Raw genomic sequence first — 21,239 nt, 5'->3', positions numbered from 1 at the left:
TGTTTCTATTCTATATATTCCCCATCAATTACTCTAAAAACACCTGTTTGTTTAAATTAAACGCAGAAATTGTTCGTTTATTCGCTTAAAACTGAAAAGTTTGTATTAAAAGCTTGTAACAATTAGTGTTTGTAGATATACCTATAAATATTCGTGCCGCTTATGTCGGCTAAACACATTTTAAAAAACTTGGTTAGAAATAGGCAACTATGGGCAAATCGCTAGTAATTGTAGAGTCACCTGCTAAGGCTAAAACAATTAATAAATATTTAGGTAATGACTTCATCGTAAAGTCCAGTATTGGACACGTGCGAGATTTACCTACTTCAGGTTCTGGAAAAAACAAAGTGCCAGCGACTAAAACGCCGGCTGAAGTGCGTAAATTACCACCTGAAGAGAAAGCAGCGTATAAAAAGCAACGAGACTATTCTAACTTAGTCGCGCGTATGGGCATTGACCCTGATAAAGGCTGGGAACCACATTACGAAATACTGCCAGGAAAAGAAAAGGTAGTACAAGAGCTTAAAAAGCTTGCCGAAAACGCTGACCAAATATATCTCGCAACGGATTTGGATAGAGAAGGGGAAGCAATTGCTTGGCACCTTCAAGAAATTATTGGCGGTGAACCTGCAAAATATAAGCGTGTAGTTTTTAACGAAATTACAAAAAACGCAATTCAGCAAGCATTCGAAACACCTGGTGAGCTTAATACCGATATGGTATATGCGCAGCAAACACGTCGTTTTTTAGACCGTGTTGTTGGTTTTATGGTATCTCCCTTACTGTGGGCAAAAGTGGCACGTGGACTTTCGGCTGGACGTGTTCAATCGGTAGCAGTGCGCTTACTCGTTGAGCGTGAACGCGAAATTAAAGCGTTTATACCTGAAGAGTTTTGGGATATTCATGCTGACGTTAAAAATGCTGAGTCAGAGTTACGCTTAGAAGTAGCCAAACAAGCAGGCAAGCCATTTAAGCCAGTAAATGAAGCTCAGGCTAGCGCAGCAGTTAAAAGCCTTGAGAATGCAGAATATAAAGTTATAAGCGTTGACGAAAAACCAAGTAAAAGTCGCCCAAGTGCGCCTTTAATCACCTCAACTATGCAACAAGCAGCCAGTACACGTTTAGGCTATGGCGTTAAAAAAACCATGATGCTAGCGCAGCGCTTGTACGAAGGCGGTTACATTACCTATATGCGTACCGACTCAACTAATCTGTCAAAAGATGCGGTTGCTATGTGTCGCGAATATGTAACAGAGCAATTTGGTGAAAAATACTTACCTAAAGATCCTATTAATTATAGCTCAAAAGGCAATGCACAAGAGGCGCATGAAGCAATTCGTCCATCTAGTGTAACTGTGCTTTCGGGGCATATTGAAGGGGTTGATGCCGATGCTAAAAAACTATATGAGCTAATTTGGCGTCAATTTGTAGCGTGCCAAATGGTACCTGCAGAATACGACTTAACGACATTAACGGTAGCAGCAAATGACTTCCAACTAAAAGCCAAAGGCCGTGTGCTACGCTTTGATGGTTGGACTAAAGTACAGCCTGCTATTCGTAAAAAGAACGAAGAAGATCAGTCTTTACCTGCAGTAACAGTAGGCGAAACATTAACGTTAATTGAACTTGACCCTAAGCAACACTTTACTAAACCGCCAGCGCGTTTTAGCGAAGCGAGTTTAGTAAAAGAGCTTGAAAAACGTGGTATTGGCCGCCCATCTACTTATGCATCTATTATTTCTACTATTCAAGATCGTGGTTATGTACGGGTTGAAAACCGTCGTTTCTTCGCTGAAAAAATGGGTGAAATAGTTACCGACCGCTTAGTAGAAAATTTTGAAGACTTAATGAACTTTGACTTTACCGCCAAAATGGAAGGTCGTTTAGATGATATCGCCGAAGGCGAGCGCATTTGGACCGAAGTACTCGATAAGTTTTATGCCGACTTTTCAACGCAATTAACTGTTGCGAAAGACGAGCCTGAAAATGGCGGAATGCGTCTTAATGAAATGGTCGAAACTGATATTGAATGTCCGACTTGTAGCCGTAAAATGGGTATCCGTACCGCATCTACTGGCGTGTTCTTAGGGTGTACTGGTTATAACTTGCCACCAAAAGAGCGTTGTACAACAACGATGAACTTAGTATCGGGCGATGAAGCAGTTGCCGCAGACAGTGCCGATGCAGAAGATCTTGAAACCGAAACATTAATGCAAATGAAACGTTGCCCAATTTGTGAAACGGCAATGGATTCATACCTAATCGACGAAACCCGTAAATTACATGTATGTGGTAATAACCCAGCATGTAGTGGCCATGTAGTTGAGCAGGGCACGTTTAAAATTAAAGGCTATGACGGGCCTCTTATTGAATGTGATAAGTGTGGCGCGGATATGGAATTAAAATCGGGACGTTTTGGTAAGTACTTTGGTTGTAATAACGATGAGTGTAAAAATACCCGTAAGTTACTTAAAAACGGCGAAGCTGCGCCGCCAAAAGAAGACCCTGTTCACATTACCGAATTAGAATGTGAAAAGTCAGATGCGTATTTTGTTTTACGTGATGGCGCAGCAGGTATTTTCTTGGCTGCAAATACCTTCCCTAAATCGCGCGAAACACGTGCGCCTAAGGTTGAAGAGTTACAACGCTTTAGAGACCGTATTTCACCTAAGTTTTATTACTTAGCCGATGCACCAGCACAAGATCCAGATGGAAACTTAGCTGTTGTACGCTACAGCCGTAAAAATAAAGAGCAGTATGTAATGACCGAAGTCGACGGTAAAGCGACCGGTTGGACTGCGCATTATGTTGCGGGTAAGTGGGTTGAAGAAGCGAAGAAAAAAGCAGCACCAAAAAAGAAAGCAGCTGCCAAAAAAGCGCCTGCTAAAACTAAGGCTAAAGCAAAAACTAAAAAAGATGATGAATAAATAATACTAATATAAGTATTTAATTTTTCTCTTTTTGAAAGCAATAAAAAACCGGAATACACTTTGAGTGTCGATTCCGGTTTTTTTATATCTAATTAAAAGTGTTCGCAACGGCTTTATTAGCAATAGACTTAATTAGACAATAAACTTAATTAAATTTTTACTGCAGAGACCTTTTTGTAGCCTTCAGATACAAGCTCATCATTCACGCACTTTAATACATAGCCATAAAGCTCTTCATTGCTTACGTCGTCATCTTTAGCCCAGTTAACACACATTTCTGTGTATTCTTTAACTGTTTCAGCTGAAGCGTCCGCCGCATCTTCTGCAACCACATTAAGTGCAGACAGTGCAAATAGAGGTGCTACGATTAATGCTAGCAATGCTTTGTTCATTTGTTTATTCCTAAAAAATGTTATGACAATTGTTATTTAAAACAAGTGTACCCAAGCCAGAACAACTCTGTTGGTATGCTGATTTTTAATCGAATTTGAAATAAAAGATAACGAAATATTTTTATCGTCAGGATAAGGAATACTAAAATTGCAATAGGCTCAACTCATTGTATTAGAATAGGAAATAAGTTAATGTTAAATTTTAATGGTAATTAGGATCATACATGGACGAATCATCAAGCTCTAAGCCAACCAAAACAAATAAAATAGAATCGGTATTGGAGTGTTTTATATTTAATGGACGTTGGTTAATAGCACCATTTTTTGTTGGGTTATTATTTGCGGTAATAGTATTATTAATAAAGTTTTTTAAGCAGCTTTACTATATGGGGAGCTCAGTATTTAGTGCGTCTAATCAAGATATGTTAGTTGCTATTCTAACATTGGTTGACACCACGCTTTTAGCTGGCTTGTTAATGATAGTTATTTTTAGCGGTTATGAGAGTTTTGTGTCTAAGCTTAAAACTAATAACCATGAAGACAGACCTGCTTGGATGGGAAAAGTTGGCTTTTCCGGTTTAAAAATGAAACTGATCAGTGCAATTGTTGCTATTTCTGCTGTGGAATTATTAAAAGTATTTTTAAACTCAGCACAATATTCATCAGATCAGCTTATATTTAAAATAGTAATCCACCTAACCTTTGTTGTTTCAGGGGTACTGTTTGCGTTTACCGATTATTTAAACTGTAAAACTAGCAGTCATTAAGTTGTAAGCTATAAAAAAGCCTGAGCGTACTCAGGCTTTTTTTTTATATTAAATGACTTTTAGCTACATTGGGCGTAATAGCAGCCAAAACCATTCATTATTAGCTGGTTATTACTCAAAGTAGCATTGTGATGCGAAAGCGTGTCATACGCTTTAGTTATAGCTACCGGCAAACTTAATCTTGCTTGTTGCGCACTTAAATTAAATACACATATCATTTTTTCATTATTAAGTGTTCTATAAAATGCCAGGATCGGTTCGGCTGTATGGATAAACTCAATATCGCCTGTAATCATCACCGCTTGCGTTTTACGCCAAGCCATAAATTCACGGTACGCGTTTAAAATAGAGTTTTTATCGCTATTTTGCTCTGCTACCGATTGAGATTTGTGTGCTGTGTCTACAGGCAACCAAGGCTTATTTTCACTAAACCCAGCATAATCTACTTGCTCATTTTCCCAAGGTATTGGAGTTCTACAGCCATCACGGCCTTTAAAGTTAGGCCAAAATGTAATTCCGTAAGGGTCTTGTAAGTCTTCAAAGGCCACGTTTGCTTCGCCCAAACCTAGCTCTTCTCCTTGATACATACATACACTACCACGCAGTGAAGCGAGTAGGGCTGTAAGCATTTTACATTGGGCAGGGTTAATTTCGCCATTGTCGCTCCAACGGCTCGCAACACGTTCTACATCATGGTTACTAAACGCCCAGCAAGGCCAACCTTCAGTCATTTGCTGCTCAAGCGTTTGCACTGTTGTTCTAATGTATTCACTAGAGTAGTCATCAGTGAGTAATTCAAAGCTGTAACCCATGTGTAGCTTATCGCCACCTTGGGTATACTGCGCCATAGTAGCGAGTGAATCTTCAGATGATATTTCACCCAATGAAACCGCACCTGGATACTTATTAAGTAAGGCACGAATATCTTGCATAAATTCGATGTTTTCTGGTTGGGTGTTGTTGTAATAGTGATACTGAAACGCGTACGGGTTATCTTCACTAAAACCGCGGCCTTGGCGCTTATCTTTTGGTTTTGCAGGATTGTCGCGTAATTGCGCATCGTGGTAGCAAAAGTTAATTGCATCGAGCCTAAAGCCATCTACACCTTTTTTCAGCCAAAATTCCACGTTATCAAGCACAGCTTGTCTAACATCTGGATTATGAAAGTTTAAATCGGGCTGCTCGGTTAAAAAGTTGTGTAAATAATACTGACCTCGGCGCGGCTCCCACTGCCATGCCGGGCCGCCAAAAATAGATAACCAATTATTAGGTGCTGTACCATCTTCTTTTGACTCAGCCCAAACATACCAATCAGACTTATCATTAGTGGTATTTTCGCGGCTATCTAAAAACCATTGGTGTTGATCAGAGGTATGGCTGAGTACTTGGTCAATAATAATTTTAATATCGCGGGCATGCGCTTGTTCAATTAGCGCATCAAAATCGTTTAAATCACCAAATATTGGGTCAATATCTCGGTAGTCGCTAATATCGTAACCAAAGTCTTTCATTGGCGATTTAAAAAAAGGTGAAATCCAAATAGCATCAACACCTAAGCTTTTAATATAATCAATGCGATTAATTATCCCCTTTAAGTCACCAATACCATCATTGTTGCTATCTTGAAAGCTACGCGGATAAACCTGATAAATTACCGCACCTTTGTACCACTGCTGTTGGGCCATGCTTTTCTCCGTCATTGCACACCGTATTTCGATTACGCTAAATATGGTTTGTTAACTCACCATATAATATTTCTAAAAAGCATACGTGAAGCCCGTGATTCTGTAAAAATACTGCATACGTATGCAGTAAAATACACACTTTTTAAGTATTAAAAAAATCACTAAAAACCAATTAAATATTTTAAATTAGCGAGAAAACAACCTTACCAATTAAGGTTTTTAAATTGATTTATAGGTTAATTCTTATTTTAATCATTATTAACAATGGCTTGAGTTAATCGCCTCTATACTTCATTGGTCTTACCAATTGTACGCCCAACAATAAGCGTATACAGAGCAGGGATCAGCTTAAATATGGTTATTTTTATTCAGTTTACATTTAACAACTTGCGCCATTTATTGATAAATATAATTACTTAACTAAATTTATTAAGAAATTAATGTAAAGTTACAAAAAGCAATAAAAAACAATGACTTATGGTGTTTCAGGTTGTTTTTATGTTAATATGATGTCAATGTGCAAGTGTTGAATACGTATGCATAAAGTTGTTAATAAAATGAAGAGAGCGTTAACATTAATCCTGACAACAAAATTAGCTCACTTTGTTTGACTATCACTCAAACAAAGCGAGGATCACAATATGGGTAACGGGAAAAACATCATGTCTATGTTCAAACCAAGTATATTAACGTTGGCATTAACAGCTGCTGGTTTATCAAGCTTTGCTACTGCTGCCGCGCAAGAAAATACAATAAAAAAAGAAGATGTTGAAATCATCGAAGTTAAAGGTTTTCGTGGCAGTTTAGTTGAGTCAATAAACACCAAACGTTTTTCTACACAGGTTGTAGAGTCAATTTCTGCTGAAGATATTGGTAAATTACCAGACTCATCTATTGCAGAATCTATTGCACGCTTACCGGGTTTAACCGCGCAGCGTCTTGATGGCCGAGCAAGTCGTGTAAGTGTGCGTGGCTTTAGCGAAAATGAAAGTGCCACTACCTTTAATGGTCGCGAGCAAGTTTCTATTGGTGACAACCGTGGTGTTGAATTTGACCTGTACCCATCAGAAATAATGAGCGGTGTAACCGTTTATAAAACGCCTAATGCAAGTCTTGATGCAGAAGGTATTGCTGGTGTAATCGACATGCAAACCGTTAAGCCTTTAAGTAAAGGTGAGCGTGTGATCATGTTTAATGGCCAATTAGAGCAAACAGGTTTTGATAAATTAAACCCTGATGGCAACGACAGTGGTTATCGCGGCACAATTTCGTACATTGACCAGTTTGCAGATGACACCATAGGTGTTGCGTTTGCTTATAATAAAATGAGTTCACCAAACCAAGAAAAACGATGGAACTCATGGGGCTACCCTGAATTTGAAGCAGCTGGCGAGCAATATTCTATATTAGGTGGTGCAAAACCTTATGTGCGCTCATCAACACTTGAACGTGATTCAGCAATGTTTGTACTTGAAGCCGCACCAACTGATCGTTTAAACATGACGTTTGATGCGCTTTATGTTGATTTTTCAGATGAGAAGATATTACGTGGTATAGAAGTACCTTTTGCATGGGGCCAAGGCACAATAGATGCTTCAAGCGCTGAAATAGATGAGTCGTCTGGTTTTATCACCAGTGCAGTTACACAAGGGCAACGAGTTGTCGTTCGTAACGATTATGAAGAACGTAATGCTGAGCTAACGCAATTTGGTTTTAACACTAAATACGATATTAATGATTCATGGTCGTTAGAGTTTGATGCCAGTGTATCTGAAGTAAAACGTCAAATTTGGAGTATCGAAAGTTACTCTGGTACAGGGCGTGGCGATGCAAACGGCGTTGCTGATAACATAGGTTATGCCTTTGATGGTGGCAATACTGGCGCGCAATTTAGTCATGAATTAGATTACAGTGATTATGATCTTATTCAATTAGGCGGCCCGTTATCTTGGGGAGCGAGTTCAGCCCTTAACGACAAATACGGTTTAACGGGCACTGCTTATGAAAACACAGCACAAGACGGCTTTATTAACGCCCCAGAAATTAACGATGAACTACAAACATTAAAGCTTGCTGCGAGCAAAGCACTCGAAAATGAGTATTTTAGTAAAGTAAGCTTTGGTGTTTCATATCGGGATCGCGAAAAAAGTAAGTTGTCTGAAGGGTATTACATGACCTTAAAAGACTTCTCGCTTGCTAATCCAGGTATGTTGGCTATTCCTGAGCAATACCGTGAAGGGTCTGCTAGCTTAGACTTTATTGGTATGGGTAACATGGTTGCCTACGATACAAACGGCTTAGTAAACGATGGCTACTACGACCTATTACAAGAAAGCCTTACAAACCAAAAGCACAAAACGCAATCTTGGACTGTTCAAGAAGAAGTAATTGCAGTATTTGCACAGCTAGATATTAACGCAGAAATTGGCTCAATTCCGGTAACGGGTAATATTGGTGCGCGTTATGTACAAACAGATCAATCATCACAAGGCTCTGCTGCTAATACAGTTAATGGCTTAGTGGTTGTAACGCCTACCGATGTTAGCCATGACTATAGCCACTTTTTACCAAGCATAAACTTATCGTTTGCAATTGATGAAGAGCAAACAATACGTTTTGGTGCAGCAAAAACAATTTCGCGCGCACGTCTTGATGAAATGAATGCATCAATAAATGCCACTTACAGCCAAACACAACCAGACGATAACGGTAATTTTTGGAGCATTTCGGGTGGTAATCCAAAGCTTGAGCCTAAAGAAGCAACAGGCTTTGACCTAAGCTACGAAAACTATTTTGATGCAGAAGGTTACTTTGCTGCAGCATTCTTCTACAAAGATATTACGCAATGGATTTTTGATGGTACCTATGATGTAGATATGACAGGTGTTGCAGACCCATCTACAGGTGAAATTCCAGCTACCTCTACCGGCACAGGCTCAGGTAAAGTAAATGGCGGTGAAGGCGACCTTTGGGGTTATGAGCTATCTTTATCATTACCATTTAGCGTATTTCATCCAAGCCTAGAAGGTTTTGGTTTAATTGCTAGCCATACAGGTGTAGAGCAAGACTTGAGTGATCAAAATGGTAACGAATATGAGTTACCAGGCTTATCAGACCAAATCGACAGCTTAACCTTTTATTATGAGCACAGCGGTTTTCAAGCACGTACCAGTATGCGCAAACGTAGTGACTTTAAAGGTGACGTATATGGTTTAGGCTTTGAAACCACTCAAGTTGATATCAAAGGCGAAACAATTTGGGATGCACAATTAGGTTATGACTTTAGCGAAGGCGGTTTTGATAGCTTAGCTGGCTTAAGTGTTACCTTCCAAGTGCAAAATATTACCGAAGAACCTTTTGTATCGCTGCAAGGCGATAACGACCTACAAATACGTGACTACCAAGATTATGGCCGTACATTTTTACTAGGCTTTAGTTATAAACTCTAGTTTTATTTAGCGTTGAAAAGCCCTTGTGATTTGCTTTACAAGGGCTTTTTTATATCACATTCAATACTGGTTTATTCAACAACCATGGTGAAAACTAAATGAATAATAAAATAACAAATGTGGTAATTGCCGGTGGGGGCACTGCAGGATGGATCACGGCAGCCTTATTAAATAAAGTATTGGGTAACGTGATCAACATCACCTTAGTTGAGTCTGATCAAATAGGGACTATTGGCGTAGGAGAGGCGAGTATTCCGCCAATTTCGCATTTAAATGGCGCGTTGGGCATAAATGAACATGAGTTTATTAATGCCACTCAAGCAACGATTAAATTAGGGATTGAGTTTGAAAACTGGCGCGAGCAAAATCATAAATACATGCATGCCTTTGGTAGCATAGGTAAAGATTTTCCATTTTGTGAGTTTCATCACTTTTGGCTAAAAGCAAAACAGCAAAACCACGCCCCCGACTTGTGGGATTTTTCTGTTAACTACCAAGCGGCAAAAGCAGGTAAATTCGCCCATTTACGTAATTTGCCTAATACCCAATTACCAGGGTTACATTATGCTTATCATTTTGACGCAACCTTATATGCCAAACTGTTAAAAAAACTTGCGCAGCAGCGCGGTGTTAAACGTGTAGAAGGTAAAATAAAAAGCGTGCAGCAGTGTCAGCAGTCAGGTGATATACAAGCATTAACACTTGAGAGTGGCTCAGTAATTAAGGGCGACTTATTTATTGACTGCACCGGGCTAAGTGCATTATTAATTGAAAAAACCTTAAATACAGGCTTTGAAGACTGGTCGCATTGGCTACCTTGCGACAGCGCAGTAGCAGTGCAAAGTGAATCAGCGAATGAGCCAGTACCTTATACTCGCTCTATTGCCCAAAATGCTGGTTGGCAATGGCAAATACCTTTACAGCACAGAGTTGGTAACGGCTTAGTGTTCTCGAGCCGCTATTTAACAGATGATGAAGCAAAGCAGCAATTACTCGCTAATTTGCCCGGCAAAGCAATAACAGAGCCGCGGGTGATCCGTTTTAAAACGGGGCGCCGACGCTTACAATGGCATAAAAATGTAGTTGCTATTGGACTCTCAAGTGGGTTTTTAGAGCCGTTAGAGTCAACCAGTATTCATTTAATTCAAACAGCGGCTATTCGATTAATTAAGTTGTTTCCGCATAATGGGATTAAACACTCGCAAGTAACTACATATAACCTGCAAAGTAAAACCGAAATAGAACGCATACGCGACTTTATAATTTTACATTATAAGCTTACCACCCGCACAGATAGCGCATTTTGGCGTCAATGTCAGCAAATGAGTATTCCCGAAACGCTGCAACAAAAAATAACCTTGTTCAAGCAAACAGGCAAGCTCATTCGAGAAGACGACGAACTTTTTTCCGAGCCAGCGTGGCAGCAAGTAATGATAGGTCAGGGGCTTGAAGCAGATGATTATCACCCATTAGCCAACGCCCTAACTGATGAGCAGCTGCTCGCATTATTTTCTGATTTAAAAGCTTTGATTAACCACACGGTTGAACAACTCCCTTCCCATAGTGAATTTTTATCTAGGATGAAAAATAATTAAATGAAAAAGCTAATTAAAGCACTGTTTGCTACAACATTGTTTACTGCAATACCATTTACTGCAACAAAGGCACAGGCCATGTCTGTATCGCCACAAAATTGGTGGGTTGGCATGCAAAATGAGGCATTGCAAGTTATGTTGCATGAGCCAAACATTGCTAAACAACAGTGGCAATTAATCCCCTACAATGGGGTTAAGTTAATCAGTATTAGCAAAACAGATAACCCTAATTATGCGTTTTTAAACCTAAAAATAACGCCGCAAGCAAAGCCTGGTGACTTAGTGTTTACCAGCCCAACGGGTGAGCGCTTTGAATACCCGTTACATACTCGCAGCAGCAATAGTGCCAAGCGTAAAGGCTTTAACAGCCAAGATACCCTTTATTTAATTAACCCAGACCGTTTTGTAAATGGCGATAGCAGTAACGACACCGCAGCAGGCATGTTAGAGGCCGCTGATCCAAAAAGTAAAGGCGGGCGCCACGGTGGCGACTTGCAAGGGGTGATCAATGCACTTCCATATTTAAATGATTTAGGGGTAACTCAATTGTGGTTAACCCCAGCGCTTGAAAACAATATGCCAAGCTACTCTTACCATGGTTATGCTATTACTGACTTTTATAATATAGATCCCCGCATGGGCAGTAATGAACTCTACCAAGAGCTGTCAAATAAAGCGCAGCAACAGGGGATTGGTTTAGTGATGGATTTTGTACTTAATCACTTTGGCTCTGAGCATGTGTGGATGAATGACAAGCCAACGTCTGATTGGATTAATTTTAATGGTGAGTTCGCCAATGGTAAACATGCCACTAGTCATGCAAGGCAAACCATTCAAGACCCTCACGCCAGCCAGTTCGATAAACGTCAATTTAGCGATGGCTGGTTTGTAGAAACCATGCCCGATTTAAACCAGCGTCAACCTTTGTTGGCAACCTACCTAATTCAAAACACCATTTGGTGGATTGAGTATGCAAATTTAAGCGGTATTCGAGTAGATACATATTCATACTCAGACAAAGCTTTTTTAGCCAATTGGACCAAAGCAATTATGAGCGAATACCCAGCGTTTAATATTGTTGGTGAAGAGTGGACTACCAATCCAGCAATTGCATCGTATTGGCAAGCGGGCAAAAATAACAGCGACGGTTATACTTCAAGTTTACCCAGTGTGATGGACTTTTCGCTGCAAGAGGCGCTCATTCAAGCTTTAAACGAAGATGAAAGCTGGAACACAGGTTGGGTTAAAGTATACCACTCACTTGCCAATGATTTTTTATACCCTAATCCAAATAACCTTTTAGTATTTGCCGATAACCACGATATGAGCCGTGTTTATACTGAGCTAAAGCAAAATCTAAATAAAACCAAAATGGCGATGACCATGCTGCTTACCACCCGCGGTATTGCACAAATGTATTATGGCACCGAAGTATTACTCGATAACACAGGCAGTAATGACCACGGCGATATTCGTATTGATTTTCCGGGCGGCTTTGCTGGGCAAACAGTTAATGCCTTTACAGGTAAAGGGCTCACAAATGCACAGCGTGATATGCACCAAACCCTACGTACGTTACTTAATTTTAGAAAGCAAAGCCCTGCATTAGGTTATGGCAAGCTAACGCATTTTAGCCCACAGCAAGGTATTTACAGTTATGCACGTATAGCCGATGAGCAAATAGTGTTGGTATTTTTGAATAAAAATAAGCAGGCTAAAAATTGGTCATTAGAGTATATGCAAGAGGTGCTTAAGCTGCATACAACAGCAACAAACTTGTTTACTAAGCAGCAAATTAATTTAACTGATGCAATAACATTAGCACCCATGAGCGCCACAGTATTAGTGATAGAGTAAATTGCTTAACTGAATACGTATGCAGCGACTGTCAGTCAGTCGCGCTTCACACTAGTATTAAATTCATAACAAAAACGACAAAGTAGTAAAGTAGCACTATGACAATAATGAAGATAATTAAATATAGCCCTTTGCTTTTAGCCAGCAGCATTTACCTAACAGGCTGCTCAGATAGCGAAACACAAGCTAATCAGGTTAATGAGCAATTAACTAAATCTGCAGATGAGATCAGCAAACCAGTTGTATACCAAGTATTCACTCGTTTGTTTGGTAACACCCAAACGGTGAATGTACCTTGGGGCACTAAAGAGCAAAATGGGGTTGGCAAATTTGCCGACTTTAATGACGCCGCATTGCAAGGCATTAAAGATTTAGGCACCACCCATGTTTGGTATACCGGCGTGTTGCATCATGCGCTGGTGGGCGATTATAGCCAATACGGGATAAAACAAGACGACCCTGATGTAGTTAAAGGCCGTGCGGGTTCGCCTTATGCAATAAAAGATTACTACGATGTAAACCCAGATCTTGCAGTAAACCCAGAGCGTCGCTTAGTGGAGTTTTCTGCACTTATTGAGCGCACTCATCAACATGGTATGAAAGTGGTTATTGATATTGTGCCAAACCATGTGGCGCGTAACTATCATTCAATTGCTAGGCCTGCTGGTGTAAAAGACTTTGGCGAGCAAGACGATACCAGCAAAGAATATGCGCGTGATAATAACTTTTATTATGTGCCAGGGCAGTCTTTTCAAGTACCTAGCTCTGAGCAATATCAAGTTTTAGGGGGAGATGCACACCCATTAGCCGATGGCTTGTTTAACGAAAGCCCTGCTAAATGGACAGGAAACGGCGCGCGTGCAGCCAAGCCCGATATAAACGACTGGTACGAAACTGTAAAAGTAAACTACGGGGTTAAACCCGATGGCAGTTATGACTTTCCAACCCTTCCTGCAAGCTTTGCAACTAAAGATGCACGAGCGCACTATGAATTTTGGCAAGACAAAAACCTACCTAACAGCTGGTATAAATTTCGCGATATTGCACTATTTTGGTTAGATAAAGGCGTAGATGGCTTTCGCTATGACATGGCCGAAATGGTGCCAGTTGAATTTTGGAGTTTTTTAAATTCGGCAATCAAAATGCAAAACCCTAATGCCTTTTTACTTGCCGAAGTATATAACCCAAAAATGTACCGAGGTTATATTCATCAGGGCAAAATGGATTACTTATACGATAAGGTGGGTTTTTACGACACGCTAAAAGCTATTATGCAAAATAAGCAAGCTGCGAGCACTATTTTTGATGCACAACAGCAAGTTGCCGATATAGAACAGCACATGCTGCACTTTTTAGAAAACCACGACGAGCAACGTATTGCCAGCCCCGATTTTGCAGGTAACGCGCTATGGGGCAAACCAGCCATGGTGGTATCTACGTTAATTAGCCGCTCGCCTAGCTTGTTATATTTTGGTCAAGATGTAGGCGAAGATGGCTCTGAAAACGCCGGGTTTGGCACGCCAACCCGTACCAGTATTTTTGATTATATTGGCGTTCCGGCGCATCAAGCGTGGATGAATAACGGCCAGTTCGATGGCGCTAATTTAATACCTGAGCAAGCTAGCTTACAAAAATACTACAAAGCCATAATGGCGTTAAATAACTTACCTGCGGTAGTGGGCGGTGATATGCACGCTTTAAACGTACAGGGTAGCGACAGGGTTGTTGCGTTTTCACGTAGTTTAGGTCGCCAAGTTATTTTGGTACTAAGCAACTTTAGCGAGCAACAACAAACAATCACTATTAACTTAAATAGCCAAACAACTGCAAATATAGGCGCAAATTCAGCGTTACACGATTTACTCGAAACACATAGCGGTGTGTTAGTGAGCAATAACGATCAAGGTGCAAGTTTTACACTTACCCTTAATGCACTAAGTAGCGCGGTATTAACCAATAAGGTAAATAATGAACAATAATAATAGCAATAAACCTGACCTAAGCTTTTGGCAAATATGGAACATGTGTTTTGGTTTTTTAGGGATTCAATTTGGGTTTGCCCTGCAAAACGGTAACGTTAGTCGTATATTTCAAACGCTTGGTGCCGACATTGATGATATACCTATTTTATGGGTAGCCGCTCCGCTAACGGGGTTAATTGTACAACCTATTATTGGTTACTGGAGTGATAAAACCTGGGGTAAGTTAGGTCGCCGCCGTCCGTTTTTTTTATATGGTGCAATTTTAACTACACTGTCGTTATTTATAATGCCTAACTCACCAACGCTGTGGGTTGCAGCCGGTATGTTGTGGATTATGGATGCGTCAATTAACGTTACTATGGAACCGTTTCGTGCTTTAGTTGGCGACAACCTACCTAAAAAACAGCGTGCAACAGGTTATGCCATGCAAAGCTTTTTTATCGGCATTGGCGCTGTAGTTGCATCAGCACTACCATGGATGATGGCTAACTGGTTTGGTATTGCCAATACAGCACCGGCTGGGCAAATTCCTGATTCAGTAAAATATTCGTTTTACTTTGGCGCGGTAATTTTACTGGTTGCTGTAGGTTGGAGTATTCTAACCACCAAAGAATACTCGCCAGAGCAACTCGCTGCATTTAATCAACAAGAAGAGCCTACTTCTCAAAGCCAACCAACAGCTAATATTAACTTTAGCAAAGGGGGCATAATATTTAGTGTTTTAGGCTTAGCCGTTTTAGCCTTGGTAAGCGCCTTAAATTTAGAAAAAGAACTGTATTTATTAGCTGGTGGTTTAGTGAGTTTTGGGGTTGTTCAGTTTATAGCGGCAGCCTTGCAAACTAAACAACTTACATCGGGCGGTTTTTATCAGGTATTAAACGACGTATTTACTATGCCCGAAGCCATGAAGCAGCTGGCGTGGGTGCAGTTTTTTAGCTGGTTTTCGTTATTTGCAATGTGGATTTATACCACTTCAGCGGTAACGGGTTTTCATTACGGCAGCAGCGATACCAGTTCCCCAGCTTATAACAACGGCGCTGACTGGGTAGGTATATTATTTGCCGCGTATAACGGCTTTGCAGCACTTGCTGCAATATGTATTCCGATAATAGTTAAGCGCATTGGTTTAAAGCTCGCCCATTGTTTTAACCTAATTTTAGGCGCGCTGGGCTTAGCCAGCTTTATTGTTATTAAAGATCCCACCTTACTTATTTGGCCAATGATAGGCATTGGCTTTGCGTGGGCGTCTATTTTATCACTGCCATACGCCATGTTAAGTACCTCGGTGCCAAGCAGTAAAATGGGTGTTTATATGGGCATATTTAACTTTTTTATTGTTATACCCCAGCTGTTAGCCGCCAGCATTTTAGGGCTTATATTACGCCACTTTTTTGAGAATCAACCAATATACGCTTTGTTAATAGGCGCGGTGTCGTTTTTACTGGCAGCCGTTGCCGTATTGCGCGTTAAACAATCTTAACTTTTATAAATAAAAGCAAATTACTGCCTCTACCATTGCATTTTTAAGGCAAGGATAGAGGCAGCAAAATAACTAACCATTAGCTTAAAACCATTCGCAACATATTACAGTTGCACTTTAATTGAATGGTATACAGCAATTAGCATAAACAACAAAAACAAAGGGGATAAAATGAAAACCTTTACTTTGAGTGCATTAGCACTGGCACTAACATTAACCGGTTGTAAGCCAGCGCCATCAACAAATACTAACACTAATAACGCAGTAACTACTGCGCAAACTAAAGCAGTAGAACAGCCAGCAGATTGGTGGCAAAGTGCCATATTTTATCAAATTTGGCCGCGCAGCTTTTACGACAGCAATAACGATGGTCATGGCGACTTTAATGGCATGACCGCAAAACTCCCATACCTAGAAGAGTTAGGTGTAAATGCACTGTGGTTAACGCCTATTTTCGAAGCGCCTTCTTATCATGGCTATGACTTTACAGAGTTTTATAAAGTTGAAAGTGACTATGGCAGCATGGCTGAGTTTGAAGCGTTTATAAAAGCCGCTGATGACAAAGGTATGAAAGTTATACTAGATTTAGTGATCAATCATATATCTAGTCAGCATGACTGGTTTCAACAATCTGAAAAACAACAAGCGCCATTTAGCGACTATTTTGTATGGCGTGACGATATGCCTAAAGCGGGCAGTGGCTGGGGGCATGCTTGGAGCGATAACGACAAGCCAGAAGCCGTATGGCATTGGAGTGAAACGCGTAAGCAATATTATTATGGTGCATTTGGTGCAAGCCAACCCGATTTAAATTTACGCCACCCAGATGTGGCTAATGAAATGAAAAAAATGGCAAAGTTTTGGCTCGACAAAGGCGTAGCAGGTTTTAGGCTTGATGCAGTACGCTTTGCTATGGAAGGCGGTGCAAATGCACAAGCCGACACCCAAGAAACGATAGAATATTGGCAAGACTTTAATCAATATATAAAAAGTGTAAATCCACAAGCTTACCTAGTAGGCGAAGCATGGGCCGACCTTCCTATTGCCGCAAAGTACTATGGGGAAGGTAAGGGGCTAGATCAAGGCTTTGACTTTGAAGTAGGCTATAAAATTTTGAGCTTACTAAAAACCGATACCGACACAGATGTGCTCTTTGGTACTATGCCATCTAATGAGCAGCACAAAGCTAAAAATGCACTCATCCTTGATGAAAACCTACAACAACGTAAAGACTCACAAGCACCACTGCACTTTTTTACACCGTTCTTAACTAATCACGATCAAGAACGTGTTGCTTATCAACTTAAAGAGCACGATGGTAAAGCAAAACTAGCTGCGGCCATGTTATTTAGCTCGCCAGGTACGCCGTATATTTACTACGGTGAAGAAATAGGCTTAACGCAGCAGCGCATCGGTGACGATGTTTATAAACGTGCGCCTATGCAGTGGGACAATAGTCATCAAGCGGGCTTTACGCAAAGTAACAATAGTTGGGTTGAAGAAACGGCATTATTTGGTGATGATTTTGCAAACTGGTGGCCAGAGTTTCTTGCTAAGCAACTAGCAGCAGGCGATCGCAGCGTTGCAGCGCAGCAAGCACAACCAAATTCTGTTTGGCGTTTATATCAGCACTTAATCGCAATGAAAAAGCAGCGCCCAGAGTTTACTATTAACGGCAGTTACCAATTAACGCAGCACGACAATGGCATAGTAGAAATAACACGAGAGTTAAACGGCAGCAAAAGTGTTTTTGTACTTAACCTAACCGATAAAGCTCAAAACATCAGCAGTATTACACGCGACGGTTTAACAGCCAGTTGGCAGCACGATCTCAATGGCGATCAACTTGCCGGCTATGGTTTATTGTTACTAAATAACACACTGTAAATAGCATACTTATTATAGGGGTTAACATACGTTAGCCTCTATTTTTTACTACGCACAGCTCCCCCCGTTCGCCCTTTGTAGAAACACGATTTAAAGGGAAGTTTCACAAAGTCACACATCAGATCACATTAAAGTAAAGCTGTACAAATAAGCAGTTACTTGCATTTTGCCCTATAACATTATTAAAAGTCGTTTTGGGATATTTTAACAAAGACAATTTTATAACACACGTAATTACTTGTTTACATTGGAGTTATTTGGTGCAACTATTGAGCTATGTAATATACGCCGTTTTGGGGAGTTATAAACCCCCATAGTGGTGTTCAATAAGCTGTTAGCACTCTTTAGTTTCAGTTGAGCACAAGGATAGAGAATGAATTTTGTTGGAGCACGATGGTGGAAATTCGATTTTCATACACACACACCAGCTTCTTTTGATTATGGAAAATCAGATAGCGCATTAAAAACTTCTAAATCTCCTAGAGACTGGTTATTGGACTATATAGCCAAGGGAATTGAATGCGTTGCAATCACAGATCATAACACTGGTGATTGGGTTGACGGCCTTAAAGATGCAGCAGAAAGTTTAAGAGCTGAAAATCATTCAATATATGTCTTTCCTGGTGTAGAGATTACAGCAAGCTCAAACATTCACGTATTAGCTATTTTTGATCCAAGTGCTACTTCTGCAGATATTAATGCTGTTGTTGGTGCTTCAAAGTTTCGTGGCACTAAAGGTGATAGTGACTCAGTTGCAGAAGAGAGTGCTGAAAATATAATAAAAGAAATACAATCCGCAGGGGGTGTAGCAATCCCTGCCCATATAGATATGAAAGCAGGACTTTGCCAACAACCTTCTTCTCATACAGTCAAGCAAGTATGCACCCACGCTAATGCCGTTGAGATAGTTTTCCCTGACAGGGAAGTAGCAGCAACACCACTATCACGATATACAAATTTAAATATCGAATTACCATCTGTAATCGGATCTGATGCTCATCACCCTAATGACATTGGTAGAGCATTTACATGGGTGAAAATGTCATCTCCTTCGATTGATGGTCTTAAGCTAGCACTAGTTGATGGTTCTTCTTCACTAATCCGTTCAGATAGTGAAATATCTGATCCTAACAGAGCTTCAAATACACTATTGCGATCAGTAACTATTGAATCTGCAAAGTACGCAGGCCGTTCATCACCGTTAGTTATTGAGTTTAACCCTTGGCTTAATTCTATTATTGGAGGCAGAGGAAGTGGTAAGTCTTCAGTTCTTGAATTTATCAGGTTAGGCATGGATAGAAGTAGAGATTTAGAGGATTTAAACCCTCAAAATGAAATTCGCCGCTCCTTCGAAAGCTTTATTAAAGTAGCAGTATCAAGAGATGCTGATGGAGTAATGCTACCTAACACTAAAATAAGCTGTGTTTATACTAGAGATGATGTTCATTACCTTTTGAAATGGACTAAAGAAAGTAACCGTGTATCAATTTTTCGTTCGGAGGGTGGTGAGTGGCTACCTGAAGATGGTGAGGCGCACTCAAGATTTCCAATAAAAATATTTAGTCAAAAGCAAATATTTAACTTAGCAAAAAATCCGAATACCCTTTTGCGCTTGATAGATGAATCTTCAACTGTAGGGTTTCAACAATGGAAAATGGAGTGGGAAGATAAATACACGCACTTTCAAACATTGTGTAGCCAAAGAAGAGAACTTCAATCCAGATTATCTAATAAAAATGTACTTCTGGGGCAGTTATCTGATGTAGAGCAAAAAATTAAAACAATTGAACAGTCAGGTCATGCTGATATTCTTAACAGCTATCAGGATTTTAGAGCTAAAAGAACAAGGGTCGCTCAATATGAAACCGATGTTGTTAACTTAAAAACTCAGGTCGAGACAATCATTAATACTGTTGAAATACCGACAGCTGATGCAAGTATATTTAATAACTTAGTAGGGAGTGAGCAAGAAGTTGCCACAAAAATTAGTAACTTGATTCAAGCTGCTTCAAATTTCAAAGAAAATATTGCTAACGCAATAACAGCTATTGATTCTGAACTTGCTAACTTTAAAGAATGGTACTGTCGTTCTGAATTTAATCAGGCACACATAGCTGCTGACGAAAAATATAATAAGCTAATTGAAAGCTTGCAAAGTCAAGGTGTTACCAGTCCCGCAGATTATTCAAAATTAATAGGCGATAGAGAAACAATCAATAAATCGTTAAAAAGTATGGAACTCATCGACAATCAAGTTGTTGAACTAACTACTTCGATAAATGAATCATATCAAGAAATAATAGAATGTAGAAAAAGGTTGACGGTAAATCGCCTTGCTTTCCTAGAACAATATTTATCTGGCAACTCTTCAATTCAAGTTGAGATTACACCTTTCTCTGACTCAGAAGATTTAGATGCATCATTCAGGAAAATTTTAGGAAGGACGGATAGTGCATTTTCAGCTGAGATATTTGACTTAGATCGAGAATGTGGTTTTCTATTTAATCTCAATAAAGAGCTATCAACTATTACTAAAGCTACAGATCCAAATAACCTAGAACAATGGTTAAACCAAATTCATAGTTTTAAACAAGGTATTTTTAACTTTAATTCAGGCGAAATTTTAAGTACAAAGTTAGGTAAAAGATTTATTGATTTCATGTCACAACTTCAGCCCCAAAACTTTGATGCTATGAATACATGGTTTCCTGAAGATAAGCTAACAATAAAGTTCAATGACGGGAATCGCTTTAAAGATGTATCTCAAGGTTCAGCAGGACAGAAAGCTTCTGCAATACTCTCCTTTTTACTATCATATGGAACAGAGCCACTTCTCTTAGATCAACCTGAAGATGATCTTGATAATGGATTAATCACCAGTCTAATAGTATCAAAGCTACATGAAAACAAAGCAGATAGGCAGATAATAGTTGTAACGCACAATCCAAATATTGTTGTAAATGGTGATTCTGAATATGTGGTTGCATTAGAGGATAGAGGACAAATTAACTCACTTGCTTCTGGGGCATTACAGGAAGTAGATGTAAGGAAAAATGTTTGTGAAATCATGGAAGGTGGTGAGCTAGCTCTTCAGAAAAGATATAAAAGGATGTTTAACATTTAGTGTATACCGAGTGCTAACAACACGCCCTGAGGTGGACGACTAGTAAAATTTAGCTATTAATTGCAAATTTTAAAAGTGGTGAGCCTCTGCG

Annotated in this window: 11 protein-coding genes; 9 read left to right on the top strand and 2 right to left on the bottom strand. The window is 39.9% G+C overall.

Annotation, left to right across the window (positions count from 1 at the left end; genetic code table 11):
• Positions 1–209 precede the first annotated feature (209 nt).
• The gene (gene topA / locus I6F41_RS07230) at positions 210–2,927 is read left to right on the top strand and encodes a type I DNA topoisomerase (RefSeq protein WP_197108029.1); all 2,718 of its coding nucleotides are present in this window, start codon (positions 210–212) and stop codon (positions 2,925–2,927) included.
• 152 nt (positions 2,928–3,079) lie between these two features.
• Here the strand turns inward: topA and I6F41_RS07225 are convergent, their stop codons facing one another.
• On the bottom strand, positions 3,080–3,322 hold the full coding sequence (locus tag I6F41_RS07225) for a hypothetical protein (RefSeq protein ID WP_011328030.1): 243 nt from the start codon (positions 3,320–3,322) through the stop codon (positions 3,080–3,082).
• 224 nt (positions 3,323–3,546) lie between these two features.
• Here I6F41_RS07225 and I6F41_RS07220 point away from each other — a divergent pair, with 224 nt between their 5' ends.
• Complete coding sequence (locus tag I6F41_RS07220; RefSeq protein ID WP_011328031.1) at positions 3,547–4,089, top strand: TIGR00645 family protein; 543 nt, start codon at positions 3,547–3,549, stop codon at positions 4,087–4,089.
• 59 nt (positions 4,090–4,148) lie between these two features.
• Here the strand turns inward: I6F41_RS07220 and I6F41_RS07215 are convergent, their stop codons facing one another.
• Positions 4,149–5,774: an alpha-glucosidase family protein gene (locus I6F41_RS07215; RefSeq protein ID WP_197108027.1), complete on the bottom strand. Its 1,626-nt coding sequence runs from the start codon at positions 5,772–5,774 to the stop codon at positions 4,149–4,151.
• Positions 5,775–6,436: 662 nt separating this feature from the next.
• Between I6F41_RS07215 and I6F41_RS07210 the strand changes: the two genes are divergently transcribed.
• From I6F41_RS07210 to I6F41_RS07180, 7 genes are all read left to right on the top strand, one after another.
• Complete coding sequence (locus tag I6F41_RS07210; protein WP_041454687.1) at positions 6,437–9,223, top strand: TonB-dependent receptor; 2,787 nt, start codon at positions 6,437–6,439, stop codon at positions 9,221–9,223.
• Between the two features lie 98 nt (positions 9,224–9,321).
• Positions 9,322–10,818 carry a tryptophan halogenase family protein gene (locus I6F41_RS07205; protein WP_197108025.1) on the top strand — a complete coding sequence of 499 codons (1,497 nt, stop codon included), beginning with the start codon at positions 9,322–9,324 and terminating at the stop codon, positions 10,816–10,818.
• Positions 10,819–12,675 carry a glycoside hydrolase family 13 protein gene (locus tag I6F41_RS07200; RefSeq protein ID WP_197108023.1) on the top strand — a complete coding sequence of 619 codons (1,857 nt, stop codon included), beginning with the start codon at positions 10,819–10,821 and terminating at the stop codon, positions 12,673–12,675.
• A gap of 107 nt (positions 12,676–12,782) precedes the next feature.
• Positions 12,783–14,654 carry an alpha-amylase family glycosyl hydrolase gene (locus I6F41_RS07195; protein ID WP_197108021.1) on the top strand — a complete coding sequence of 624 codons (1,872 nt, stop codon included), beginning with the start codon at positions 12,783–12,785 and terminating at the stop codon, positions 14,652–14,654.
• The gene (locus tag I6F41_RS07190) at positions 14,644–16,137 is read left to right on the top strand and encodes an MFS transporter (protein WP_197108019.1); all 1,494 of its coding nucleotides are present in this window, start codon (positions 14,644–14,646) and stop codon (positions 16,135–16,137) included. Before I6F41_RS07195 ends, I6F41_RS07190 begins: the two co-directional genes overlap by 11 nt.
• Before the next feature lie 171 nt (positions 16,138–16,308).
• Positions 16,309–18,024, top strand: a complete 1,716-nt coding sequence (locus I6F41_RS07185; protein ID WP_197108017.1) for an alpha-amylase family glycosyl hydrolase — start codon at positions 16,309–16,311, stop codon at positions 18,022–18,024.
• A 373-nt stretch (positions 18,025–18,397) separates the two neighbouring features.
• Positions 18,398–21,148, top strand: a complete 2,751-nt coding sequence (locus I6F41_RS07180) for a TrlF family AAA-like ATPase (RefSeq protein ID WP_182683292.1) — start codon at positions 18,398–18,400, stop codon at positions 21,146–21,148.
• Positions 21,149–21,239 lie beyond the last annotated feature (91 nt).

It is taken from the genome of Pseudoalteromonas sp. SCQQ13 (assembly GCF_015864415.1).
GTDB lineage: Bacteria > Pseudomonadota > Gammaproteobacteria > Enterobacterales > Alteromonadaceae > Pseudoalteromonas > Pseudoalteromonas nigrifaciens.
This window is presented reverse-complemented; position numbering and strand designations above follow the sequence as displayed.

Bases quoted from the DNA above. Each gene is read 5' to 3' on its own strand.
- topA (WP_197108029.1), top strand. From the start codon at position 210: ATGGGCAAATCGCTAGTAATTGTAGAGTCACCTGCTAAGGCTAAAACA.
- I6F41_RS07225 (WP_011328030.1), bottom strand. From the start codon at position 3,322: ATGAACAAAGCATTGCTAGCATTAATCGTAGCACCTCTATTTGCACTG.
- I6F41_RS07220 (WP_011328031.1), top strand. From the start codon at position 3,547: ATGGACGAATCATCAAGCTCTAAGCCAACCAAAACAAATAAAATAGAA.
- I6F41_RS07215 (WP_197108027.1), bottom strand. From the start codon at position 5,774: ATGGCCCAACAGCAGTGGTACAAAGGTGCGGTAATTTATCAGGTTTAT.
- I6F41_RS07210 (WP_041454687.1), top strand. From the start codon at position 6,437: ATGTCTATGTTCAAACCAAGTATATTAACGTTGGCATTAACAGCTGCT.
- I6F41_RS07205 (WP_197108025.1), top strand. From the start codon at position 9,322: ATGAATAATAAAATAACAAATGTGGTAATTGCCGGTGGGGGCACTGCA.
- I6F41_RS07200 (WP_197108023.1), top strand. From the start codon at position 10,819: ATGAAAAAGCTAATTAAAGCACTGTTTGCTACAACATTGTTTACTGCA.
- I6F41_RS07195 (WP_197108021.1), top strand. From the start codon at position 12,783: ATGAAGATAATTAAATATAGCCCTTTGCTTTTAGCCAGCAGCATTTAC.
- I6F41_RS07190 (WP_197108019.1), top strand. From the start codon at position 14,644: ATGAACAATAATAATAGCAATAAACCTGACCTAAGCTTTTGGCAAATA.
- I6F41_RS07185 (WP_197108017.1), top strand. From the start codon at position 16,309: ATGAAAACCTTTACTTTGAGTGCATTAGCACTGGCACTAACATTAACC.
- I6F41_RS07180 (WP_182683292.1), top strand. From the start codon at position 18,398: ATGAATTTTGTTGGAGCACGATGGTGGAAATTCGATTTTCATACACAC.